27 protein-coding genes and 1 other RNA gene are annotated in these 24,383 nt (G+C 37.2%); 7 read left to right on the forward strand and 21 right to left on the reverse strand.

The window, feature by feature from the left end; translation table 11 throughout:
• Nucleotides 1-137: 137 nt before the first annotated feature.
• The 4 genes from QBK89_RS03125 to QBK89_RS03140 all read right to left on the reverse strand — a co-directional run bounded on the left by QBK89_RS03125 (nucleotide 138) and on the right by QBK89_RS03140 (nucleotide 4,531).
• Entirely contained in the window at nucleotides 138-1,097 is a 960-nt protein-coding gene (locus QBK89_RS03125) for an alpha/beta hydrolase (protein WP_284139549.1), read from the reverse strand.
• Between the two features lie 136 nt (nucleotides 1,098-1,233).
• Nucleotides 1,234-2,340, reverse strand: coding sequence for an ABC transporter permease (locus tag QBK89_RS03130; RefSeq protein WP_284139550.1), 1,107 nt, complete (start codon nucleotides 2,338-2,340; stop codon nucleotides 1,234-1,236).
• Nucleotides 2,337-3,587 carry an ABC transporter permease gene (locus QBK89_RS03135; protein ID WP_284139551.1) on the reverse strand — a complete coding sequence of 417 codons (1,251 nt, stop codon included), beginning with the start codon at nucleotides 3,585-3,587 and terminating at the stop codon, nucleotides 2,337-2,339. The genes QBK89_RS03130 and QBK89_RS03135 overlap by 4 nt, the downstream gene beginning before the upstream one ends.
• Before the next feature lie 11 nt (nucleotides 3,588-3,598).
• Nucleotides 3,599-4,531, reverse strand: a complete 933-nt coding sequence (locus QBK89_RS03140; protein WP_284139552.1) for an ABC transporter ATP-binding protein — start codon at nucleotides 4,529-4,531, stop codon at nucleotides 3,599-3,601.
• Nucleotides 4,532-4,763: 232 nt separating this feature from the next.
• On the opposite strand from QBK89_RS03140, the gene QBK89_RS03145 reads away from it, so the two are divergent.
• Complete coding sequence (locus QBK89_RS03145; protein WP_284139553.1) at nucleotides 4,764-5,318, forward strand: nucleoside/nucleotide kinase family protein; 555 nt, start codon at nucleotides 4,764-4,766, stop codon at nucleotides 5,316-5,318.
• A 155-nt stretch (nucleotides 5,319-5,473) separates the two neighbouring features.
• On the opposite strand, the gene QBK89_RS03150 is transcribed toward QBK89_RS03145, so the two are convergent.
• The 3 genes from QBK89_RS03150 to QBK89_RS03160 all read right to left on the reverse strand — a co-directional run bounded on the left by QBK89_RS03150 (nucleotide 5,474) and on the right by QBK89_RS03160 (nucleotide 8,111).
• Nucleotides 5,474-6,292 carry a cytochrome c oxidase assembly protein gene (locus QBK89_RS03150; protein WP_284139554.1) on the reverse strand — a complete coding sequence of 273 codons (819 nt, stop codon included), beginning with the start codon at nucleotides 6,290-6,292 and terminating at the stop codon, nucleotides 5,474-5,476.
• Between the two features lie 86 nt (nucleotides 6,293-6,378).
• A complete protein-coding gene (locus tag QBK89_RS03155; RefSeq protein ID WP_284139555.1) occupies nucleotides 6,379-7,017 on the reverse strand; it encodes a response regulator transcription factor in 639 nt (212 codons plus the stop codon).
• Nucleotides 7,018-7,031: 14 nt separating this feature from the next.
• Nucleotides 7,032-8,111: a sensor histidine kinase gene (locus QBK89_RS03160; protein WP_284139556.1), complete on the reverse strand. Its 1,080-nt coding sequence runs from the start codon at nucleotides 8,109-8,111 to the stop codon at nucleotides 7,032-7,034.
• Nucleotides 8,112-8,246: 135 nt separating this feature from the next.
• Between QBK89_RS03160 and QBK89_RS03165 the strand changes: the two genes are divergently transcribed.
• On the forward strand, nucleotides 8,247-9,347 hold the full coding sequence (locus tag QBK89_RS03165) for an SDR family oxidoreductase (protein WP_284139557.1): 1,101 nt from the start codon (nucleotides 8,247-8,249) through the stop codon (nucleotides 9,345-9,347).
• Nucleotides 9,348-9,940: 593 nt separating this feature from the next.
• On the opposite strand, the gene QBK89_RS03170 is transcribed toward QBK89_RS03165, so the two are convergent.
• From QBK89_RS03170 to QBK89_RS03220, 11 genes are all read right to left on the reverse strand, one after another.
• Nucleotides 9,941-10,354 carry an HIT family protein gene (locus QBK89_RS03170; protein ID WP_284139558.1) on the reverse strand — a complete coding sequence of 138 codons (414 nt, stop codon included), beginning with the start codon at nucleotides 10,352-10,354 and terminating at the stop codon, nucleotides 9,941-9,943.
• A 136-nt stretch (nucleotides 10,355-10,490) separates the two neighbouring features.
• Nucleotides 10,491-11,420, reverse strand: a complete 930-nt coding sequence (locus tag QBK89_RS03175) for a c-type cytochrome (RefSeq protein WP_284139559.1) — start codon at nucleotides 11,418-11,420, stop codon at nucleotides 10,491-10,493.
• Between the two features lie 166 nt (nucleotides 11,421-11,586).
• On the reverse strand, nucleotides 11,587-12,180 hold the full coding sequence (locus QBK89_RS03180; protein WP_284139560.1) for a lysophospholipid acyltransferase family protein: 594 nt from the start codon (nucleotides 12,178-12,180) through the stop codon (nucleotides 11,587-11,589).
• A 187-nt stretch (nucleotides 12,181-12,367) separates the two neighbouring features.
• Complete coding sequence (locus tag QBK89_RS03185) at nucleotides 12,368-13,774, reverse strand: MDR family MFS transporter (protein ID WP_284139561.1); 1,407 nt, start codon at nucleotides 13,772-13,774, stop codon at nucleotides 12,368-12,370.
• A gap of 109 nt (nucleotides 13,775-13,883) precedes the next feature.
• Entirely contained in the window at nucleotides 13,884-14,264 is a 381-nt protein-coding gene (locus QBK89_RS03190) for a VOC family protein (protein WP_284139562.1), read from the reverse strand.
• A gap of 158 nt (nucleotides 14,265-14,422) precedes the next feature.
• A non-coding RNA gene (gene ssrS / locus QBK89_RS03195) (6S RNA) lies at nucleotides 14,423-14,608 on the reverse strand.
• 185 nt (nucleotides 14,609-14,793) lie between these two features.
• Complete coding sequence (sspL, locus tag QBK89_RS03200; RefSeq protein WP_284139563.1) at nucleotides 14,794-14,934, reverse strand: small, acid-soluble spore protein L; 141 nt, start codon at nucleotides 14,932-14,934, stop codon at nucleotides 14,794-14,796.
• 151 nt (nucleotides 14,935-15,085) lie between these two features.
• Nucleotides 15,086-15,391, reverse strand: a complete 306-nt coding sequence (locus QBK89_RS03205; RefSeq protein ID WP_284139564.1) for a rhodanese-like domain-containing protein — start codon at nucleotides 15,389-15,391, stop codon at nucleotides 15,086-15,088.
• 31 nt (nucleotides 15,392-15,422) lie between these two features.
• Complete coding sequence (locus QBK89_RS03210) at nucleotides 15,423-15,899, reverse strand: RDD family protein (protein WP_284139565.1); 477 nt, start codon at nucleotides 15,897-15,899, stop codon at nucleotides 15,423-15,425.
• 95 nt (nucleotides 15,900-15,994) lie between these two features.
• Nucleotides 15,995-16,990, reverse strand: coding sequence for a signal peptide peptidase SppA (gene sppA / locus QBK89_RS03215; protein WP_284139566.1), 996 nt, complete (start codon nucleotides 16,988-16,990; stop codon nucleotides 15,995-15,997).
• A 188-nt stretch (nucleotides 16,991-17,178) separates the two neighbouring features.
• Nucleotides 17,179-17,343, reverse strand: a complete 165-nt coding sequence (locus tag QBK89_RS03220; RefSeq protein ID WP_284139567.1) for a hypothetical protein — start codon at nucleotides 17,341-17,343, stop codon at nucleotides 17,179-17,181.
• A gap of 736 nt (nucleotides 17,344-18,079) precedes the next feature.
• Here QBK89_RS03220 and QBK89_RS03225 point away from each other — a divergent pair.
• The 3 genes from QBK89_RS03225 to cydS are packed head-to-tail and all read left to right on the forward strand — an operon-like array spanning nucleotide 18,080 to nucleotide 20,591.
• Nucleotides 18,080-19,420: a cytochrome ubiquinol oxidase subunit I gene (locus QBK89_RS03225; RefSeq protein WP_284139568.1), complete on the forward strand. Its 1,341-nt coding sequence runs from the start codon at nucleotides 18,080-18,082 to the stop codon at nucleotides 19,418-19,420.
• A 2-nt stretch (nucleotides 19,421-19,422) separates the two neighbouring features.
• The gene (locus QBK89_RS03230) at nucleotides 19,423-20,445 is read left to right on the forward strand and encodes a cytochrome d ubiquinol oxidase subunit II (protein WP_284139648.1); all 1,023 of its coding nucleotides are present in this window, start codon (nucleotides 19,423-19,425) and stop codon (nucleotides 20,443-20,445) included.
• Between the two features lie 17 nt (nucleotides 20,446-20,462).
• Nucleotides 20,463-20,591, forward strand: a complete 129-nt coding sequence (gene cydS, locus QBK89_RS03235; RefSeq protein ID WP_284139569.1) for a cytochrome bd oxidase small subunit CydS family protein — start codon at nucleotides 20,463-20,465, stop codon at nucleotides 20,589-20,591.
• Between the two features lie 118 nt (nucleotides 20,592-20,709).
• On the opposite strand, the gene QBK89_RS03240 is transcribed toward cydS, so the two are convergent.
• The 3 genes from QBK89_RS03240 to QBK89_RS03250 form a co-directional block, all read right to left on the reverse strand.
• Entirely contained in the window at nucleotides 20,710-21,411 is a 702-nt protein-coding gene (locus QBK89_RS03240) for a CBS domain-containing protein (RefSeq protein ID WP_284139570.1), read from the reverse strand.
• Nucleotides 21,412-21,538: 127 nt separating this feature from the next.
• Complete coding sequence (gene deoD / locus QBK89_RS03245; protein WP_284139571.1) at nucleotides 21,539-22,258, reverse strand: purine-nucleoside phosphorylase; 720 nt, start codon at nucleotides 22,256-22,258, stop codon at nucleotides 21,539-21,541.
• A gap of 266 nt (nucleotides 22,259-22,524) precedes the next feature.
• Nucleotides 22,525-23,265: a GntR family transcriptional regulator gene (locus QBK89_RS03250; protein ID WP_284139572.1), complete on the reverse strand. Its 741-nt coding sequence runs from the start codon at nucleotides 23,263-23,265 to the stop codon at nucleotides 22,525-22,527.
• 357 nt (nucleotides 23,266-23,622) lie between these two features.
• Between QBK89_RS03250 and QBK89_RS03255 the strand changes: the two genes are divergently transcribed.
• Nucleotides 23,623-23,775: a hypothetical protein gene (locus QBK89_RS03255; protein WP_284139573.1), complete on the forward strand. Its 153-nt coding sequence runs from the start codon at nucleotides 23,623-23,625 to the stop codon at nucleotides 23,773-23,775.
• A gap of 195 nt (nucleotides 23,776-23,970) precedes the next feature.
• Nucleotides 23,971-24,375, forward strand: coding sequence for a hypothetical protein (locus tag QBK89_RS03260; protein WP_284139574.1), 405 nt, complete (start codon nucleotides 23,971-23,973; stop codon nucleotides 24,373-24,375).
• Nucleotides 24,376-24,383: the final 8 nt, after the last annotated feature.

Below are 24,383 nucleotides of genomic sequence, written 5' to 3' on the forward strand. Positions count from 1 at the left end.
AAATAAACATATAAAAATCCGAACGATGATTCAGTATTAATCAGAATCATCGTTCGGATTTCTTCTTGTGACGAATTATCATACGAAAAACGCGGAAGTTTTTCATAACGGACGTATTTTGTTAGGTCTTTAGCGCTTCAACGGTCTACATAGGTTTCTAAAAAACGCTGTAATGCGTTAATATAATCTTCCTTCGCGATTACAAATGCTTCACCATGATTCGCCCCATCTACTTTTAATAGCGTAGCAGGACTTTTTGTTTGTTGGTAAAGCTTCTCTGTCATGCTCGTTGGTACAAACGTATCCGCATTTCCATGAATATAAAGGATTGGCACGTTCGCCTGCTTTACTTGCTTTAAAGCAGATGCTTCCTCTAATGAATAACCTGCAAGCAGCTTTGCAACAACACTTGTGCTATTCAAAAATGGAAAGGCAGGCAAATGGAACATCCGCTTCATTTGATATGCAAATAAATCATGAACACTGGAATATGGACTGTCTGCAATAATTGCTTTCAGATTACTAGGAGTATCTTCTCCACTCGCCATTAACACAGTGGCTGCTCCCATTGATAAGCCATGCCAAACAATTTCTGTGTCCTTTCCAAACTGATCAACGAGTTTATTCGTCCAGTCGATTAAATCGAGACGGTCATGCCATCCAAAGCCGTAGTAGTCTCCTTCACTCTGACCATGACCTCGAGCATCCGCCATAAAAATATCGTATCCTAATTGCTCATAATAATATTGCCCGTATAACCCCATTTGCTTTGCATTTCCTAAATACCCATGTGTAAAGATAACTAGTTTATTCGTCGGCTGTTTTGCCTTTAAGAAATAGCCCTCTAGCTTTAATCCGTCATACGAGGTTAGTTCCATTTCCTTAAAAGGCTGTTCACGAACCCAGTCGCGCCAATCTCCCGCTAAAAACGTCTCCATTGCTTGAGCAGAAACTTCTAAATCTTTATTATCCGATAAAAAATCCTTTGGCCCGCGCTTGATTGCTAGATTATAAAAAAACAAGCTCGCTACCACATTTATTATGAATAGCAGGATTAATAACCCTACTATTATTTTAAATATTCTTTTTCTTTTCATACTGGTTTCCCCTTTTCGGAACCAAATATCCGCATACTATGATACTAGTATATAAAAAAATGCAATGCATTCCTATGGTAGTTATTTGAAATGGTAGGAAGAACGAACCTGTGGAAAGGTTCGCCATTTAATAGAATCATATATACCGTCTCTCCATAAAATGAATGGCAATCCCAGTCATTCCTACACCCATTAACAATAATATGCTCAAAGGGGAAAATAATTGTTCCAGCGAATAATTATAGATCGCTATCCCGTTTAATAATTCCATTCCATACGTAATTGGGATAAGGTCGGCAATCATTAATAATGGCTTTGATTGCACTAGTTCAATCGGCCAAAAGGCCCCTCCAACCATCGCCATACTAACAGAAAGCATTGGGATAATCGCATTAAATTGCTGTACAGTTTTTACAAGGGCTGTAATCAATATGGTTAATGCTACGATAGCAAAAACATATGGAATCATCACAAGTAACAGTTTCCATAGACTCGCATTAAATTCTATTCCTACGATAAAATGAAAAATCAAGAAAACAATTATTATCTGAAGATAACCAGCAACGAAGCTGTACACCAAATTCCCTGTATACATCTCCCACCTTTTAATCGGTGATAAAATAATGCGATCCCATATCCCATCTCGCTTTTCAATTAATATATGGAATACATTATAAGCAATCGTATAAATGACAAAAAATAATGTAAATCCAAAAACGCGTTGAAACAGATTATTGTAAATAAAATCTTCTTCACCTTTAAATTCCATTGTTTGAATGTGAAATACCGCATGCGCTGCAATATCTTCCAACTGCTCTTTTAGTTCTATGCGCGTTTTCTTATCCTTTATTCCTTTAAGCATTTTTTCCTGCTTCAGCTTATCCATGTAAATCTCTTGCAAGGTATGCTCAACAATAGAAACCTTGGGTGAGTTTACTCCGACTAAGATTTTAAAATCATTCGCGCTTAATTCTACACCTAACTCCGCTTTCCCTTTCTTTACTTTTTGTTTTGTGCTCTCCATTGATCTCCATTGGAATTGAATAAATTTATTATCCTGTAACGCTTTATAAATCAAGGAGTCTTCAAGCGAATTATCTAATGAATATACTGGCACTTGAAATGTAGCTGGATTACTTGTTCCTAATATTAATGTAAACAAGATTGTCATCGCTGTCATAATAACAAACGTCCAAGGTGTCCGGATAAAAAGCTTTATCTTTGCAAATAAAACCCCATTCATAGCACTTCCCCCCTTTTCGGAAAGCTTATTACAGCAATAAACCACGTCACGATAATAAAGAGCACTAAAAATAACAAATTATTAGCAACCGATGAGAGACTTTCTCCCCGTAGCAACGCTAAATAAACCGACATTCCCGCACCATTGGGAGTAAAATCCCCAATTTTTTCGATCAATGGAGAAAAATCTCCGATAGGATAAAAACTTCCTCCAAGTAAACTTATAACGTAAATAACAACGGATGAGAAAAAGCTCGTAATTGTTTCTGAATTATTGCGATAGCTAATTGCCGTCAATAACATTCCTAGGCCACCAACTGCTAGACTTAACAACAACGTTACGATTAAAAAAGCGCTAATGTTTGGCCAGGATACACCATAGACGATCCAGGAGAATCCAAAGATAACGACTAATTGGATAAATCCAAGCAATGTTCCACTAATAAAAACAGCAGAAAAATAAGTCCACCTCGAAACATTTGCTAAGATAATTCGGTTAAACACATGGGTTCGCTTTTCTTGAAATGCATAAAATCCGATTGTTGTTGCAATAAATAGTACATTTAATACTGCCATTCCAATGGTGTAATACCCTTTTGATGTAACAACGCGTTGGTTCATACTTTCAATCTGTCCGATGGATTCCATCTCTTTATAATATTGCGGCTCAAGCTGGATATTTTTGTTTAAAAAGAGCTTTTCCTCTGTCCATCTTTCCTGTATTTGATTTAACAAGTTCAAGATAGTATTCGCCTCAAATTGCAAGCCTTCGTTAATGTATACTTGCAATCCTGGAGGTAATCCTTTATCAAAATAAATGTAAGATAGTAAATCATAGGTGAAGTTTTTCGGAATCTCAATTAATGCACTATAGCTATCATCTTGAAGAATAGCTTGTTTATTCTGTGGCGCACGATCATCTATTTTCGTAAGCAACGTTGCATTCGCTTTTCCAGCATGATCCAATAGCGACGGAATAGCATACTGCTTCACAGCTGTTTGAAGTTTAGCAAATTCTTGAGCAGAGACATCTTTTTCTTCTACAAGCTGCTGTAATCCAAGCCCTGGTGAATCATTATTTATCATGGCAACCTTTACTTGAACATCCTTCACATCTTCTCCCATCGCGCCACTTAATGCAGTTCCTAATATTACAATAAGCAACAATGGTAGACCGAACAGAAGAAGCAAGTGCATTGGATTACGAAGCAACACCTGACATTGTTTAATAATTATTCGCCAAATCATCTGATCACGTCCTAATCCCTTAATGCTCTTCCTGTTAAATGCAAGAAAACATCTTCCAATGTCGTTGCCTTCATTTCTATCGACAATAATTCAATATCTGTATGCTCTGCTATATTCAAAATCAGCTTAAACACTGGTATTTCTTTTGGCACGATTACCGTTACTTCATTTTCACCCGTGCTAACCTGGTGAATGGAAGGCTCTGCTTGCAAGCGTTGCACAAATTTTTCATTTAGCTGCTCTACTTTAATAAGAACCGTTGTTTCAGAAGTAAGAATCTGTTTAATTTCTTCTTTCGTACCTGCCGCAATTAAATTTCCTTTATCCATAATGTAAATACGATCACAAAGGAATTCTACTTCTTCCATATAATGACTTGTATATAATACGGTCATCCCCTTTTCCTCGTTTAATCGCTTTACCGTTTCTAAAATATAGCTTCGCGATTGTGGATCAATGCCTACAGTTGGCTCATCCATAATTAAAAGTGATGGTTGATGCAATAACGCAACACCAATATTAAGACGACGTTTCATGCCACCAGAGAATTTTTTCACCACTTCTTTTCTTTTTTCCTGCAGGCCAATTAGCTCTAATACTTCTTCTATTCTTTGTTTTAACTGCTTCCCTTTTAATTGATATATTCTTCCAAAAAATTGTAAGTTTTCTTCCGCAGATAATTCCGGGTATAATGCAATTTCTTGCGGAACTATTCCTGTTACTTTTCGTAATTCCCCTGGGCTTTTTAAAATGCTTTTCCCATGAAAACGCACATCTCCCTCGGTTGGCTCAATAAGTGATGAAAGCATAGAAATGGCGGTTGACTTTCCAGCACCATTAGGACCAAGCAATCCAACAATCTCCCCTTTTTCAATAAACATATTCAATCCTTTTACTGCGTAAAGTTGCTTGTATCTTTTTGTTAAACGCGCGAGCTCAAGCATATTTTCCCTCCTCACTTTCTTCGTTCTAGTTCTATTTTACGATTCATAAAAAAACACCACTACTATCTGTAGTCATAAATAAACTTGCTGCACGAATGACCTTCGTCACTTTTTACTACCAAGAGGTAATCGACCGTATAAATCGGGCAATCTACTTTACTCCTGAATCTTTTCTATGCATATGATCGTATAGCAATGTGAGCATGTCTGCTTAAAGGAAGGATAGGATCAAATGGAAGAAACGATTAAACCCATTGTTATAGCGATAGCTGCCGTTTCTGGTGGAGGAAAAACAGCTACTGTAAATTATTTAATGGAACAATTACCATACACGAAAGCACTATTTTTTGATGATTATGATTTCACAGGTCCGAAAGATATTATCACTTGGTTAAACGATGGAGCAAATTATAATGATTGGGACTTGTCTCCTTTCATCTATGATTTAAAAAGATTACAAAAAGAACCGCTCCATTACATCATACTGGATTACCCCTTTGCTTATAAAAATGCGCAGTTCCGTAAGCTAATCGACTATGCTATATTTGTCGATACCCCTTTGGATATTGCCTTAGCAAGAAGAATTTCGAGAGACTTTACCGATTGTTCAAAATCAGATATCTTGATTGAAATCAATAACTACATAACACAAGGAAGACGCGGGTATCTTGAAATGCTGCAATCAGTCAAACCAAATTCTGATTTCATCGTCGATGGCAGGTTATCCATATCTCAGATTGCCAAAGAAATCATGAGAAACGTTCATAGGAATGAACTTCATAATTAGAAGCTCTCGGTTTCATAACATTTAAAAGAAACACATCCGCAAATCCTATAAGCTGCGCTTCAGCGATTAATGTAAAAAGGGCTTGTCCTAAAATAGAACAACCCCTGAAAAAGATGAACATTATATTTTTAAATCACAACTCTAATCATTATTCATTATATTTGCTTCCGGTTACGTACAAAAGATATAACAAGTAACATCCCAAATATAAAAAACTGAATTGCCATTAACACAATTCCACCTTTAAATTGTTCTTCTACTGGATTAAATGGCAATAGCATTTGGAAATACTCTGGTGGTAATGATTCCCCTGCTGGAAAACATGCCTCAAGCGATTTGATAAAAAAGCCAAGGTCTGAATAAATGGTATATAAGCTTTCTTTAGCCGTTATTAAAATCACCGCTAACGGTAATACAACTGCAATATTACCGACAAGATACATTCTTCTTTGCAGAATCGACATCTGTTTTGGATAGATAATCGGTATCCATAGTAAAATCGCCGTTATAAACAAGCCAAGCAAATAAAAGTAGTTTAAGTAAAGATCCATTCTAGCGAAATCAAAGATCGGTGGATGATGATATCCATAAAACAATAAATAAAACACGCCGATTGTAACAACAGGATGTGTGATAAATCTAGCTATTTTTGCGATGATTCCAATTGAAAAAAGCCGTTTTAATATTTCTGTCTTAAATCCGATAACTAGCAATGGCGGGGCAATAAAAAATAACAACGCAATTTGAAAAACATGTGCACTAAATTGAATTCTAGCAATGATATTTAATGGACTTCCTATCGCTAAAAACGAAATAAGGAGTCCCCCTAAAAAAGCAATCGTTTTCCAAATAGAATGATGTTTTCCATTAGGTAACATAAATAAATAAATGATAGCACCAAACAAAGTGAACAGTAATATTCCACCATTCCATAAGGATGAAAAATGAAACTCATCTAACATAATTTCTAGCATTTTATGACCACCTATTTCGTTGAATAATTGATTAATGCAGTTTTTTTCTTATCAATCTACTAACTTATTTTGCATATAATTAGTAGCTATTCAATCATACCGTGCTTTACTGCGTATAGTGCTAGTTGTGTTCGATCTCGTAAATTAGTCTTTTGTAATATCTGTGTGATATGATTTTTAATCGTTCCTACTGATAAAAACAATTCATCTGATATTTCCCTATTTGTCATCCCTGCTCCAATTAATTGTAAGATAGCTTGTTCGCGTGGTGTAAGTTCAACGAGAGATTCTACGCTTTCAGGTTTTCTTTTCAATAAGCGAGGAACGATTTTTGCAGCTACATCCGCATCCATCAGTAGCCCCCCATTCATACAGCTATGCACTGATTCGGTTAGTTTTTTCGCATCAGACGTCTTTAGTAAAAATCCGTTTGCTCCTTTTTGTAAAGCTTGCATGGCATAGTCTTCATCATTAAAGGTTGTTAGAATGAGGATTTTAACATTTGGCCACTTTTCTTTGATTTTAATTGTTGCTTCGATTCCATTCATAAAAGGCATGCGAATATCCATCATAATTAAATCGATGATATGCTCATTCATCTTTTCAATCGCTTCTACGCCATTCGTAGCTTCGTGTATTGCGGAGATATTCGCATCTTGCTTTAAGATTGCCTTTAATCCTTGCCTCACAATCGCTTGGTCCTCTACAAGCAAAACCTTCCACATGATAGATAACCCTCCTATGTTATCGGAAGTGTACCGATAATTTGAAATTCATGATCCGATTGCTGGATAGTGACCATACCAGCAATGTGTTCCACTCGTTGCTTCATCGTTGTTAAACCAAATCCAAGTACAAATGGCTTTGCTTCAAAAACCGCATTTTTAATAACAAAGGATAGATCTCCATTGGCTGCTCTACCAAGAATAACATGGATCTCTCTTGCTTGGGCATGACGCATGGCATTTGTTAATGCCTCTTGAATAACACGATAAAGTACTACACTTTTTTCATTTGTTAGTGAAACAGATAACACTCCCTGCTTCATTGTAAAGTGCACGACAATATGACTTTCCGACTCAAGCTTGCGTATTAAGTGTACCACAGACGCTATCCCTTCATTTTCTTCAACTTGCAATGCTTTTACAGCCGTTCTTGTTTCATCTAGACTATCCTGTGCCATTTCTTTTAATTCTCTAAACTTCGAATCACCACTTTCGATTGCAAGCATTTCTAGTTTCATCATCATAGCTGTCAGCTTATGCCCTACAGAATCATGAATATCTCGCGCGATTTTCGTACGCTCTTCTAAACGAGCATCCTGAGTTGCAGCAAGCTGCATACGTTTTAGCTTCCTATATTCAACTAACAATTGGTCATATAACTCTCTCTGCCCAGAACGTTCCATAGTCATATGATTAAGTTTATAAACTAGAAAACAATAAAAAGCGACGAAAAGCAATTGTTCGACTATATCCCCCTGGCTCATGATTAAGAGAACGACAGAAAACAAACTAATTACTAAGATTAAGCTGTTGTTTTCTTTTGTGTTTAGTTGAAATACTGCTTCAAGTAAGATATAGAGTAATAGAATTATAGCATGAATCGAAGCTTGTTCTATCAATAGTCCATAAATGAATACGAGTACGGTCATCACGAAGAGAATAAGAAAGGAATTCTTTTTCATAGAAAGAAAAAAATATAACGCGAGAACAGCTGAGAAAACAAAAATACTAAGTGACTTTGGGGGAGTTGCTTGCACAATCACCCAGATCCATAAAGAAAAAAACGTCATAAATCGCAGCCAAAATATTTTCATCTCACGCACCCTTTAATTAATAATGTTTAATCATTTTCCACTGGTTATATACTACTCTACCACATATCAATATTTTCTTAATTTTCCATGAAATAGTATACTACAAGTAAGTCTTTAAGAATAGGGGGCGTTCACTTGCAAAACACAGTATTTATCACCGGCTATCCAGGATTTTTAGCTTCTAGTCTTATTCGTCAGTTACTAAACGATCATAAGGAGGACATTGAAAAAATATATGTTCTCTCCTTACCTCATCTTGAAGCAGTGGCTAAAAAAGAAATAAACCATATGCTTCAAGCATCGGCACTTCCTCAAGACCTTATCACGATATTGAAAGGGGATATTACGGAGCCTGATTTAGCAATGGATCATCAAGTGAAACAGCAGATCGAACAATCTGTCACTCATGTTTTCCATTTAGCTGCCATCTATGATCTTGCTGTTCCAAAGACTCAAGCTTATCAAGTAAATGTCAATGGTACAGCACATGTTACAGCATGGGTCAAATCGTTACCAAAAATAAAACGATACGTTTACTTTAGTACCGCTTATGTATCAGGGATGCGTGAAGGAAAGATCTTCGAGCACGAGCTTGATATGGGACAGTCTTTTCGGAATCACTATGAGCATACAAAATTCCAAGCAGAAAAGATTGTACGTCAAGTAATGCAACATATCCCTACTACCATTATTCGGCCAGGTATTGTAAAAGGGCATGCAAAAACTGGAAAAACAATTAAGTTTGACGGGTTATACTTTATGCTGAACTTATTAGATAAACTGGAAAAAATGCCTTTCATTCCTTTTATTGGCGATGGAGCACCAGAAGGAAACTTTGTTCCTTACGACTATGTATTGGAAGCGACGAGCTACCTTTCATGGAACGATATTGGAGCTGGAAAAACCTATCATCTAACAGACCCAAATCCATACTCGATGCGTGAAATACAGTCAATGGTTTCACTATTCTATTTAGGAAAATTACCAAAGGGACAGCTTCCTGTTCAATTAGTAAAAGCGCCATTACTTTTGTCTCCAATAAGAAAATGGCTCAAAGCCGAGCCTGAAGCAATGGATTATTTTCTTATTCATTCTTCTTATGACTGCTCACAGACACTTGCTGATTTAGAGGGGTCTGGCATACAATGTCCAGATTTAAAGAATACATTACAGCCAATGATTGATTATTACCGAAAGTATAAACACGATTATACAAAGCAGCTCGACATCAAGTAAACAGATGTTATTCATTATCGTGCAAAAGCTGTCGATAAGCGTGGTGATTTTGAATGGGGAGTACTTAGGACATTTGGCCGAATTTACTGACTTATGAGAAGATTGTACCATTTTCTTACAATTAGACCAATTGTTTGCATATTTGTAGTATACTAAAAAGGACAGGTGATGCAAGAAAACCACGCATCATTCATGCGTGGCTGGAATCGGCGACTTCAAACCCTGAAAAGAAAGGGGCTGAAGTGTGTGATACCAATTGATAAGACGATTGAATTGATGATCATGTTCTCAACACTCGTGTTGTTGATTACGAGCAGCCGTGAAAAAAAGTAATCACCCGTCAATCTAAGTGTCCGGGATAATTACTTTTTCACTCTCTATCGCTATATAGTCGCACTATCCATCTTGCAAATAAACTGTCCGGGTCGTAAGTTGCCGCTTACGACTCGATTAACGTTCACATCTGAATTTAAAATTGTTACACTCACAATTTTTATTATACAAAAAGAAGCACTTAAATAACAAGGGAAAATTGGAAAAATTACTAATTTATTCAAAAACAAAACTGATCGACCTTAATCTCTTATTCCTTCTTATGCTGTTTTCCAAACCTCTTTTAAAGAGCGCTGGAGACTGTGAAAATTTAACGTTTCTTTGTTTATCATAGGTTCAACAATCCTAAAGCCATCATTCTCAAAGCGTGGAAAAACGTGCATGTGAATATGATCGACGTCTGTATCAATTCCATTTTCCTGCAAAATGATTACTCCATCTGGGTTAAAATGCTTTTTGAGCACGCGTGCCGCTTTTTGAGCTGTAGAAATCAACGCATGTAAGTATCTTTCTTCTGCTTCAAAAATCATAGCCTCATGTTTTTTGGGAACAACAAGGAGATGACCTGGATTAATTGGCTGTCGATCTAAAAAACAGCATACATCCTCATTCTCAAATATAATTGATGCATTTATTTCCTTACATATAATTTGACAAAAAACACAGGCCCTCACTTCTATCCTCCCCCTGTTCACTTTCCTGGTGTTTCCAAGCTAAATTGACATTTATATTAATATTTCGCCATTAATCTGTAAATTCCTTCAAAAATCGGAAAGAGAGTATACCAAGTTGATATACTCCCCTAAGCATTTACTTTGCTGGAATGACATTTTCTATTTCAGACCAATCGAATGTACCCTCACGAATTTTTTCTCTTCGGTCCTTTGTAATAATGTCAGTTGGACGTCCACCCTTCGGCCAATCCCTATCATGCCCTTTCCATTCTGGCCGTTCATGTGAAAGAAGGTATGCCGCCAAGTCGGCAGCTTCCTGATCACTCATTTCTTCTCCATTAGGTGGCATATTATTTTTTATATAGCCTGCCATTTTCGATAGCCTACTCATCCCTGCACCATCATTAAAGGAGTTTTCTCCCCAAAGCGCTGGACCCGTATTTGTACCTGTGCCAGATCCGTCCGTAGCATGACAAGCTAAGCAATTCTTCTCCTCATATAACTCTTCACCACGTGTTACATTTGGCTCAGGAATTTCTTTCATCGTGTTTTTCATTCGCCAAGGAATATCTTCGCCCGTTTCAATCCCTTTACTAATATGCGTCAAATACGCGACCATCGCCTTCATCTCTTTACTGTCTAAAGGAATAGGCTTTCCATTCATACTCCGAGACATACAACCATTAATACGATCTTCAATCGTAAATACCGTTCCTTCACGTGGACGATATTGCGGAAATTGTGTTGTTACACCTACCATTGACGATGATTGAGATAGTCCACCATCCGCATGACAGCTTTGGCAGGATAATTCATTGCCAACTTCTTCTGCTAAAACAGTATTCGTTTCATTAAAAACCTCTTGACCATACTGAACATACTCCGTCATTGGATCATTAGGATCAAGGTCATCCAGGGAAGGGGGATTATACACAACCTCACCGGTTTTTTCTGTTGCATCGTTTTTTGCGGCGCCATTATCCCCTGGTGAATCATCGTTCGAACACGCTGTAATCGCAAATACAACAATTATAATAGAAATCCAAAACCACTTTTTCTTAAACATCCTCATTCCTCCCTACCTGTAACGTTTCTACACTTTAACTTTACCACAAACTTCCAAGTAAGAAAGCAGATTAATCTAAGTTTCTATTAGTTGTCATGATTTGGACGATTATTCGTCGAGAATTTGCCAAAGTCATGCGTTGTTATTCTCAATGCTTGTAAGACGATTATTTATCAGCTATTTTCATTTGTAATGCATTAAATTGGGCTTCCAGCTCTTTCATCATCGCTTCAATACTTTCTTTTTTGCTAAGTGCATTATTAGGAGCAATCGGTGTGCCAAAAATAATCCGTGGCTTTTTTCGTTGAAATAAATCTTTAAAATTTGTTGGACCCTTATAAGCAGCTGGAACGATTGGCGCATTTGCAGAGCTCGCAATAGTTACTGCCCCTTTTTTTAATGGTACATTTTCCGTTGTTCGCGTTCCACTTGGAAAAATTCCGACAACCTTTCCTTCTGCTAAGAGCTTTCGTGGTATTTTTATCGTACTCGGACCAGGATTAGCTCGATCAACTGGAAATGCGTGTAATTGCTTCATTAAAGTCTTTGTAAAAGCCGTTTGAAACAGCTCCTTTTTGGCCATATAGTGAATTTTAGTTGGGAGTACCGCCACACCAAGCCATAATATATCTACCCATCCTGTATGTGTGCACGCAATAATATAACCTTCTCGCTTTGGCAAATTCGACTTATCATATATTTTTATCCTTCCAAATAGGCTTAATAAAAACTTTAGTGCATACGTTGCAAAATAATACATGATGTTCCCTTCTTTCTGCTTTTATAACCTTATATTAACACAAGATTATATTATCTGGTACTAATAAATAATATAAAAAAAGGCGTAAGCCTCTGCTTAAACACCTTTCAAAATTGTTTCCATTATTAATCAAATCGCAAATACAACCACTGATGACCTCATCATACATACCCTGATTTCCAGTAATTTATCGCTCTGTATAAGGTTTATTTCCTTTAATGAAGAACGCTAAAATAAGTGCTATTAATGAAAGGAAGGTTACGACATAGAAGGCCGTATTTACACCTTGAATCATTTGTGGAATCGAGGCATTGCTACCCTGAGCAGATTGCGTCATAACCGTAATAAGAACTGCAGTACCAATAGATGCTGCAACTTGTCGCATCGTATTATTCATTGCTGACCCATGTGGAATTAGACGATTAGAAAGCTGATTTAAGCCTGCAGTAGTGGACGGCATCATAATCATGGAAATCCCAAACATACGAATGGCAAACACAATTGTCAAGTATGCTATAGACGTATCCACAGTTAAACGTGTATATAGAAATGTTGTAATCGCTAAAATAGTCGATCCCGTTATGACAAGCCAACGTGCCCCAATCTTGTCAAATATTCGACCATTGATTGGTGACATGAGCCCCATGAGTAAAGCTCCCGGTAAAATAACTAACCCTGAATCCAATGCCGTATACCCCGCCATATTTTGCATGTAGATTGGAAGTAGTGCTTCAGCGGCGATCAAGCTTGTGAATGCAATCATACCTATGATCGTTGTTATCGTAAAAATCTTGTTCGCAAACACCCGAAATTCTAATATTGGCTGTTCTAATTTAAATTGCCTTCTAATAAAAACAGTTAATGCAACAATACCAATAATAATGGAGCTAATCACAATCATACTCGACCAGCCAACATTTCCAGCCGCACTAAACCCATACAATAACCCACCAAATCCAACGGTTGATAACATAATCGATTGGATATCAACCTTTGGAAACGTTCGTTTCGTCACGTTTTTCATAAAAAAGTAAGCAATAATGATATCGATAATTGCAAATGGAAGGACAACATAAAATAACGAACGCCATGGATAGCTTTCTAATAACCAACCAGATATCGCAGGCCCCAACGCAGGAGCAAAGGAAATGACAAGGCCCACTGTTCCCATTGCGACACCTCTTTTTTCAATAGGAAAAATTAATAGAAACACGGTCATCATGAGCGGCATCATAATCCCTGCTCCTGCAGCCTGAATAATTCGACCGACCATTAATATAGCAAAATTAGGAGAAATAGCGCAGATCATCGTTCCAACAGCAAAAGTCGTCATTGCAAACAAAAACAGCCTTCGGGTTGTGAAGGTCTCTGTTAAAAATGCGGTGATCGGGATCATAATGCCGTTCACTAGCATGAATATCGTCATAACCCATTGTGCTGTATTTTCCGTAATTTGTAGATCAGCCATGACATGTGGAATTGCTGTCGCAAGCAATGTTTGATTTAAAATCGCTAAAAATGCACCCGGTAGTAAAACAGCAATAATTAATAATCGATTTGTTTTTTCAATATGTATCTGTGCACTCTGATTCAATTCGCATTCCCCCTTTTTTGCCAACTTTATAAGATAACCATACCAGAGAATACGCGTTTTGCGAAAGTTATTTTTCTCTTATAAAAAAACAAATGATCCGTTGTTTCTTTTATCCATTTTTATTTTCCCACTCAATAAATTCAAGTCTATTGCCGAAAGGGTCCTCGGTATAAAACCGATTTGCTCCAGGTAGATGTTCATCTTCTATGTACACTATATGATTATTGTCTAGTCGCTCCTTCAAGCGATCAATATAACGTACGCGTATTGCTGGATGTGCTTTTCGAGCAGGAATAAAGCCTTCTTCTACACCAATATGGATTTGTACTATACCTGCCTGGAACCAAACACCGCCACGTGCTTTTAATGGCACCGGTTTTTCTTTTTCAACAAAACCTAAAACATCTTGATAAAATGCTCGTGCTCTAGCTTCATAATTCTTCGGTGCTGCCAATTGAACATGATCCAGTCCTTCATATTGAAACATCATCCAATCCCCCCTATTCACTTCTACTTTGATGATACCTTATTAAAGAGGGGAAAACGAATACAAATAAGCAATACCTCCTGATAGGAAAACATTATACATAGATATGTACAACAAAAAGACTAGCCCTAAAAAGAGCTAGCCTTAAACCATAATTTTTATAAAGAGCCACAATTGCCGTATTTTGCAATAAAAAGTTTTAAACCACCACTTCTACAAAGTGGGTGTTCGCAAAAGCTTTCCTGCCTTCCGCACAATAACGGCACGGCATTAGAGCTTTAATTTAAAACTCCCTATTCACTAATTAGAGGTTAAAACTTAAGAAAATACGTACATCGTAGCCTGTAGCTTTATACTACTATTTTCTGCTGTAAAAATCAATGGAAAAACCTGCCACATTACGAAAATGAGTCAATTATCCCGAATTTGTCACAATATTCATGCATATATGTCATTCTTTTGTCCTGTATCGTTTAATTTCTATTTGGCTAATGGATTTTCATTGAAGCTAATATTCAAGCGCTCCGCTAATCTATATTTTAGTGTTTTTCTTTTTCGCTCTTTGCTCTAGTTGTGATCTTGGTTGCTGTTCTGCCTCATCCTCTGTATATCCCTGTGGATTCAAGCTAGATATCGGTCGTTTTTTACTCCAATTGTTTTTCTTTTCACTCATAATCACACCTCCTGCTATTAGTATGGAATATTGCTCCATGCTTTATCCAAATCCATAAACCACTAAAGATCACTTGCATCCAAACATAAAGAAACGCCAGAGGTGAGAAAATTGTTCTCACCCTCTGACGTCCTTCATTCTAAAATTTAATCTAATCTGTTTTTTCGACTGCTTCATCCCAAGCTAGCATGCCACCTTTTACATTTATCACCTGATAACCATTAGCCTGCAAAAATTCACATGCACGCCCACTTCTTCCACCAGAACGGCAAACGAGATAATGGACAGTCTGCTTATCTATTTCATCAAGCCTCTCCGGTATTTCACTTAGACGTATATGGTAGGCACCTGGAACTTTCCCTTGGGCCACTTCATCATCCTCGCGAACATCTATAATGCTCAGGTTAGCGCCAGTTTTTAGTCTTTCTGCAAGTTCTGATGTTGATATTTCTTTCATCCATATCCCTCCAGTTTAATTTTACTTATTCTTATCGCTCATGAATTACACTCGTATCTCCTATCATATCGTGAATTCCTCTTTTTCGATCATCAAAGGCAACAACGATATATAACAATCCAGCAATGGTAAAAACACGATAAAAAAATCTGCCAATAATTTCACGAAAAATCAAGTCACTCCATGTAAGTGGCTCTAAATCCTTTCGAATTACCTTTATGCCAAAAATCATTTTACCTAATGTTTGGCTAAAATACTTCGTCATGAGCAAAAAATATAAATAAAGTACACCGATGCTTATGATGCCATTTACTGTCCAATATCCGATAGAGATCGGACTGCCTCCCGTACCGATAAAATGCAATGGAAGAAGCACTATTCCGGTTATACTAAATACGATAATCAAATCCGCCATATATGCCCAAAAGCGCATCCAAAAACCTGCGTAACGAAGATGAACTGGTAGAGTATCCTCTATTTCATAAGTAGCATTTATTTCTTCCTTCATCCGAATCCCTCCTAACATAATATGTTCAGGCCATGAGATGTTCCTATTAAATTGGAGCCTTATATCCTTTTTCTACTGCTATAGCCTCAGAAGTCTTATTTCGTATATAAATACATCGCACTTGGTGTATTTGCTCTTCGAAGCAGGTCTTCAAAACTAGCTGCATCAAGCTTTGAATCAAAAAATTGCTGCAGGCTACCACTAATAAATTGATTAATTCCTAAGCCATCACTATATTCCACAACAGTTGCATCCCCAAGGTTATGATCCGCCTTCATCAATGCAATCGTATCATCTAACGTACCTAATTCATCAACAAGTCCATTTTCTTGCGCTTGTGTTCCTGTATAAACACGGCCATCTCCAAGCTTTCGTACCTTTTCCTCTGGCATTTCACGTCCATCCACAATCACTTGGACAAATTCATCATAAAGTTCATCAATCATTGCTTGTAAAATAGCCCGTTCCTCTTCTGTCATTGGCCGAGAAGAAGACATAATATCCTTATATTCACCGCTTTTTATCGTATTCACATCAATACCGAGTTTTTTTGCTAGCTCTGCATAGTTGAGCGACTCCATAATAACGCCAATTGAACCAGTGAGCGTTGCTGGATGGGCAATAATTTTTTCAGCAGGCGCAGCAATGTAGTACCCACCTGATGCGGCTGTATTTCCCATTGAAACATAGACAGGCTTTTCATTCTCTGCTTGAATTTCAACCACTTTTTCATGAATTTCTGCACTTTCGACAACTCCACCACCAGGCGTGTTCACACGTAAAATTATCCCTTCGACATTGGGATCATCTGCTGCTTGATCAAGCATGTCAACAAAGCGCTTATGATTATATGTATTTGTCGTTACAATCCCACCCGCTCCACTACTTTGGATAATGCCTTCTAAATGAAGGATGGCAATTTTTCCAAATCCGCTTCCTTCTTCAACTACCCGCTCTTCATAATCCGTCACAAAGGAACGAAACATCGTTTTAAAATCAGTCGTTGCTACTGTTGCTGTTATTTGCGAAAAAATTGACAAAAACAATAGTCCAATCGCTATCCCTAATGCTATCCATCGTTTTTTACTCACACTTTATCCTCCATTCAATATTTACTTTAATCATTCATTTGATTGCATTCAAAAAGAAAAATCATTTGCTACTCACAAATTGCAAATGATATTTATTCATCAACTTCATTTATTACCTTTACATACATACAATTATTCATATTCCCCTTCATTATAGCAAAACTTGCTTCTATTTCTAAATTAGAATTTTAATCTCTACCAATCACACTCGTTTCTGCAGGTCTGGAAATAAAAGACTGTACACAGTTCCAAACGCACAGCAAAAATAAATGTGATATCTTCGTTCGACTCATCCAAATTCCTATTCCTACAACGACGATAAGGATGAACTCCATGACAATTACGCGATTCATCTTTATTCCCTCCGTGAAGAACATCATTAAGATAGATGTTTCTTCTATATTTAAGACTTGCATATACACCTCTATCCCTATTCAGAATTCAGAACAGAGCGATAAAATGCACTGAAACAAAAAAACTTCCCCCAAAAAATTCGGACGAAATATGGACGACTAGAATTTACGTTTTATTAGATAAAAACATCGAGTAGTTGAAGTGGGTGAGACTCCTTGAAAAAGGAAAGCGCTTTTTCTGCGTGCGGTGTGTCACTGCCGAAGCGTTTCTTATCCAGCGGGAAGCAACAGGGAACGCAAACTATAACCGTCATGTCCTGTTGCAACGGCTGCGCTAATACGTCCTGTACGTCGAAAAATCCACACGGAAAAAGAGCATTTTCTTTTCCGTGTTAGTTGAGGCTGTGCCACAGAAAAGAAGACACTGCGAAGTCATTTTGAGTAGATGTCGCGCTTATGCCTGTGGTGAAAGCGATCCCATTTTCAAACTACGATACTTTTTTTATACAATTACTCTTTTTTAGAAAATGAAGCCTCATTTCCATTCCAAAGCTAAACCAAAAAATGAAAAGGTACGCTTTCAAATCTCATATTTTGGGTACACTACCTGTATAAAGGAGCGAATAAAATGTACAAAAATCATGAACGAAAGCTCATATGGCTCGCCTTTATAGTGGCAGCCATTATGCTTCTATCAATTGTTGGACGATTATTCAGTGGATGAGGAGGATGAACATTGATTAATGATAACGCCGTTTACGCTAGTAGAGTTCTCACAGAGCTTACACTTTCGTTCCATATTATTTACGCCACACTAGGTGTTGGTGTCCCATTAATGATTATGATCGCCCACTGGGTTGGAATTAAAAAAAATGATGAACATTATATTTTACTCGCTAGACGTTGGACACGCGGGTTCGTCATCACAGTAGCTGTAGGGGTTGTTACTGGAACAGCGATTGGATTGCAATTATCATTACTCTGGCCAAATTTTATGGAATTAGCAGGAAATGTTATCGCATTGCCTTTATTCATGGAAACCTTTGCGTTTTTCTTTGAAGCAATTTTCCTTGGAATTTACCTGTATACATGGGATCGCTTTAAAGATCAGCGAAAGCATTTACTTTTACTGATACCCGTTGCGATTGGTGCTTCTTTTTCAGCAGTATTTATTACAATGGTGAATGCTTTTATGAACGCACCACAAGGGTTTGATGTAGTAAATGGAGAACTAGTTAATGTCAATCCGCTTGTCGCCATGTTCAATCCTGCGATGCCGACAAAGGTAGCGCATGTAGTAGTGACAGCTTATATGACATCCGCATTTATACTTGCAGCCATCGCAGCGTTTCGTTTACTCAGAGGATCAACACATATTTATCATAAAAAAGCACTTTATCTCATGATGAAGATTGGCTTTGTCTTTTCGATTGCAACGCTATTAATTGGCGATCTCTCTGGAAAATATTTAGCTTCCTATCAGCCAGAAAAATTAGCAGCAGCAGAGTGGCATTTTGAAACAGAGGATTATGCACCATTAATCCTTTTAGGCTGGTTAGATGAAGAAGAAAATGTGAAATATGCAATTGAAATCCCATATGCGCTCAGTATGCTTGCACATGGATGGCCTTCAGCCGAGGTAATCGGTCTTGATCAGTTCCCAAAAGATGAGATTCCTCCTCTATATATACACTACTTATTTAATATCATGGTAGGAATCGGAATGCTCATGATTGTCGTTTCCTTTATGTATTGGCTTGGTATTCGACGTCGCTGGCCCTTTATTCAAACCCGAGCCTTCCGTTGGTTAATCGTCGCTGGTGGACCATTATCGATGATTGCGATTGAAACCGGCTGGTGGTTAGCAGAGGTTGGCAGACAGCCATGGATTTTACGTGGACTAATGAAAACAGCAGAAGCAGCTACAACGAGTGAACATGTAGATATAATGCTCCTTCTCTTTTGCGGTCTCTATTTAATCCTCGGGATTGGCTCCGTTGTTGTTTTATCGCGGATGTTTCGAAAGAATCCAGTTGAACGCGAATTAGAGGAACGGAAAGGAGCTGCGCACACATGACCATTAACTTAGAAATTATCGGGATTCTCGTGCTTTGGACATTTTTATTCGGATATGTCATTGTTGCATCGATAGACTTTGGTGCGGGATTTTTCAATGCATACAGTGAATTTGTGAATAAACAACATATTCTAACGAAAATTATTCAACGGTACTTGTCTCCTGTATGGGAAGTGACGAATGTCTTTCTAGTTTTCTTTTTCGTAGGGGTTGTCGGTTTCTTTCCAAAAACCGCCTTCTACTATGGTACCGTTCTACTCGTTCCTGCGAGTATCGCCATTGTTCTATTAGGAATTCGCGGTTCATACTATGCATTTGAAACGTATGGATCTCGAGAACACAAAGGCTACGCATTTATGTATGGTGTATCCGGCCTTTTTCTTCCGGCAGCATTGTCTATTGTTTTAACCATTTCCGAAGGTGGCTTTGTATCCATTGTCAACGGAAATCCTGATTTAGATTATTGGGCACTTTTTACAAGTCCCTTAACGTGGAGCATTGTTGTTCTAAGTTTAGCTGCCGTTCTCTATATTTCAGCAGTTTTTCTAACGTGGTATGCCAACAAAGCCAAAGATATTGAAGCGACAAATTTGCTGCGAAGATATGCGTTAATATGGGCATTTCCAACGATCATTACAGCCGGTGGTATTATTTACGAACTCCGCTTCCACAACCCCGCTCACTATGAACGGATATTAGACCTTTGGTGGATGTTTGGTATTTCCGCTATTTTCTTTTTAGGAACAGTATGGCTTATTTGGCGGCGCAAAAAGTATGGACTTGCATTCGGGCTGCTCGTAGGACAGTTTGCCTTTGCATTTTACGGGTATGGAATTTCGCATTATCCATATCTCCTTTATCCGTACTTAACGATTTATGATAGCTTTACAAATGAGGCAATGGCTATTTCGCTAGTTGTGGCGTTTATCGCAGGACTGTTACTACTTATTCCATCCTTATATTTATTGCTACGTCTCTTTCTATTTAATAAGGATTATGTAAGTGGTAGCTCTGATCATTATTAATTGGTGAGGTGAAAAGCATGGAAAGTTTTCTTATCTTTGTTGCTCCGTTTATCATCTTAATTATTTCCATTGTGCTTGCATTTTGGATTGCACTGCGAGATGGAGCAGTAACTGCAGCTGCTTCAAATTCAGAATCAGAACAATAACACCACAAGCTAAGTTTGATTCAGATAAAAAAGAACAGTCCAACGAACAAAGCAAGTTGCTGCGATCGTTGGGCTGTTTGTTTCACAAAAAATGAGTCTCTTTTCCAAGATGGCTCTTTTATGGGATATCAATAATATCTCGCGGTGTAATAATGCCTTTCAAGTTTTTAGATGGCTTGCCATCATCTGTAATGAGCAACACATCTAAGCGATTGCCTTGTCCAATTTGATTTTTAAAAATATCCTGAGCCTCGTAAATCGTCGTATCCTTCGTAATAAAACGATAGTTATTATTTTTTTGGCACGATAACACTTCTCTTAAACAAGTTAAAATCGAAGGTAACTGGTTATCTTTCGCGTTTTTTGCCATCCATTGGGTAATTCCCTTTTCAGAAAGCAAGCCTATTAGATCCTTTCCACTGTAGATAGGAAACTTGGAAATATCCTTCGTTTTAATAACTTGGAGCAATGCGGATAGCTTATCATCTTCATGAAATATAGTTACTTTCCGTGCAAACATCGGATAAACGCGCTTTGGTTCTGTTATTTCCTTTTCAATTCGTTCTATTCGCTCCACAACAGACAAATGCGGCTCAGCAATTACATACGTCATATCGAGCCTATTATGAACAATCGCATTTCGCAAAGCAGCATATTCCAATAAATCTTCTTGGTATCGATTAATTACCGCATTTGATTTACTTAAAATTTTCACACTGCGTGTAAACCCTAAATCTTTTTTATGAATCATCCACGCTTTCAATGCCTTTTCGATTCGATTAAAAGCGATTAAAAATCGTTCTGCATTCTGATTATTCATTTCTGTCCCCCCAGCACGCCCTAAAGCCATCCTATGAATCTATTATACTAAGTTTAACACATAGTGAAAATGCCCATGTAAAAACGCCTAAGGTAATTAACCCTAGGCGTACGATTAATATTATTTTTTAGCCAATCTCGAGCGCTATTTCCATCATATTTGTAAATGCCGTTTGCCGTTCTTCTGGAGTCGTTTGTTCGTGACGAAAAATATGGTCACTTACTGTCATGATTGTAAGTGCATTTACTCCGGCATAAGCAGCATTTAGATAAAGACCGGTTGTCTCCATTTCTGCGCAAAGAATTCCCATCTCACTCCATTTTTTTAATGCTGTTTCATCCGCATTATAAAATACATCACTCGAAAGGACATTACCAACATGGACAGGAAGGTCTCTTTCATCCGCTGCGCGCTTTGCTTTTTCCAACAAATCATAGGAAGCAATTGCAGCATAGTGACCTGGTAAATGAAATTGACGAACATACTCGGAATCAGTAGAAGCTCCCATCGCTAAAACAATGTCATATAAGTTCATATTATCTTGAATCGCCCCACAGGAACCAATACGAATTAAGTTTTTTACACCGAAAACATGAATGAGTTCCCATGAATAAAGTGCCATACTTGGTGTTCCCATTCCAGTTCCCATTACGGAAATCCTTTTACCTTTGTATGTTCCAGTATATCCAAGCATCCCTCGCACTTCGTTAAATTGAACGATATCCTCTAAAAAGGTTTCAGCAATAAACTTGGCACGTAATGGATCACCTGGCAATAAAATAGTTTTAGCAATTTCTGCTCCTTGTGGCTTAATGTGCGGCGTTTCTTTTACGTTAGCTTTGCTCATTTAGTTTTCTCCTTTGTTTATATGAACTGCAACCTTCTGAGAACGATGGAATAATGCTTTTAGCTGCGCTCATATTTTATATTGTATACTTGTCTAATAAGTTGTATATATGTACAAGTAAATTGTAGCATAGCAACGAAATCATTTCAAACAAATATCCCTTTCATAACGTTCCCTTATAACAAATCCTATATACAGAGTCTTTGAATTTAGACAATGAAAAAACAATCTAGCTAAGAGCTACATTGTTTTAGCGAAATCTATGATTACTTTGAGGCATTAATTTGAATTTGACTAAACACTGTCGGGATATAATATTTACTATACATCGCTGGATATTTATCACTTATATATACACTCTCTATGAATAGATCACATTGTTCGCCTTTAAATAAATTATATTTTTGTGTAGTTGAATTACCTGCAACAGAATGCTTTATCGTTATCGTCGATGAATTTGCATAGTCATATATTTTTTGCTCGAGCATGTTTTTTAATTGCGTATTATCCTGTAAGTCAATTTGGAGCTCAGTTACAGCTTCAATTGGCAACATAGAAAGCGCATAACCAATTACATTATTCCCACTTTTATACCAACGATCACAATATACAACAGCTGCAGTCTCTCGTTGCAACACTTCTAGCGCATAATCACTCGCCATTTCAATTCTAAAGTTCAATTCTATTGCAGTAATTTCTTCTGTACAGCATTTATAGACAGGATTACCGACCTTTTCGAGACCAATGGCTTGACGATTACAATGCGTTTTCATGATGAAATTACCTTTACCATGGATGTTCTTAATTAGACCATCATCCTGTAGCAAAGCAAGCGCCTGCCTTAATGTCATACGACTAACACCAAACATCTTAGCTAAATCAGGCTCAGATGGAAGTCTACTTTCAGGAGGAAATGTACCATCCATAATGAGCTTATAAAGCTTATCATATATTTTTGTATATAACGGTTTCTTTGATTGATGTACCGCATCTAAATTAAATTTCATTTTCTCACTTCCAATTTCCTGTCAGCTAATCTTCATCACTTCATCCCATTATACCATGTTCTATCGCTAACCTTGATTTTGGAGGTATAGGGCGCTTTAAAAAAGGAATCGAGAACATCACTCGACTCCTTTTCATCAACTTATCTGGGTGGACGGTTTTGCCGATATTTTTTATCATCTTTCATCGCATTCAACTCTTCTTTACTTTTGTTTTTCTTCTTCTTTCCTTTACTCACTGACCATCCCTCCTTTTTTCATATTGTTCGCTAGTTGTGTTGAAACATGTGGCATTCAATGAATAATTTTTTACACAACCATGCAAAATAGTGCTAACTATAAAACGAGGAGGGAAAGAGATTGTCGGAAGAAAACAAAAATCGCAACAAGGATAAAAACAAACAAAATAATAAAAACAAGCATAACAAACAGCTAGGTCATGATGTGGAATTTTCTAGTGACAGTGAGTTTCTAAATTTAGATAACAAAAAGAACAAACGCAAACGAAAATAAGCCAATAAGAGTTGTTATTAAAAACACCTTTCGTTGAATATTGGATAGAACACCAATATCTCAACGTAGAGGTGTTTTGCATGGAAAAGGGCGAGCTCTTTACACTTGGACTCTAATCGACTCTTTTTACATTTTGTATTATAATGGAAAACATATCCACAATATAAACCTGATTGAATAATAGGGGATGAATAAATGAAAAAAATTGCGATTATGCTTTTATTAATAATCAGTTTCCTGATAGTTGGATGTTCCTCTAATATACAACCTATCTTACAAGGCACTTACCAAAGTGATTTTGATAAAGATGGATATATTGTTCAATTTGCGATTCAAACAGATGATAACAGCTTTGTTGAATATATTGATAATCGGGAGGTTGATAGAGGAACATATGAACAAAAGCAAGCGAATGTTTATAAATTAAAAAGCGATAAACAAAATTTTGAAATCACATTAAATAATAAAAACGCCTTTGAAATAATAATAAATCAACTTAATAACGGAAACCCAATCCAATTAATAAACATTGATGATACACCAACCTATTCATCAACAGATTTTGATGATGTAGAAGCGTATAAGGATTTACTGAATTAAGAATCAAA

Source organism: Virgibacillus sp. LDC-1 (assembly GCF_030137545.1).
In the GTDB taxonomy this organism is placed as follows: domain Bacteria; phylum Bacillota; class Bacilli; order Bacillales; family Amphibacillaceae; genus LDC-1.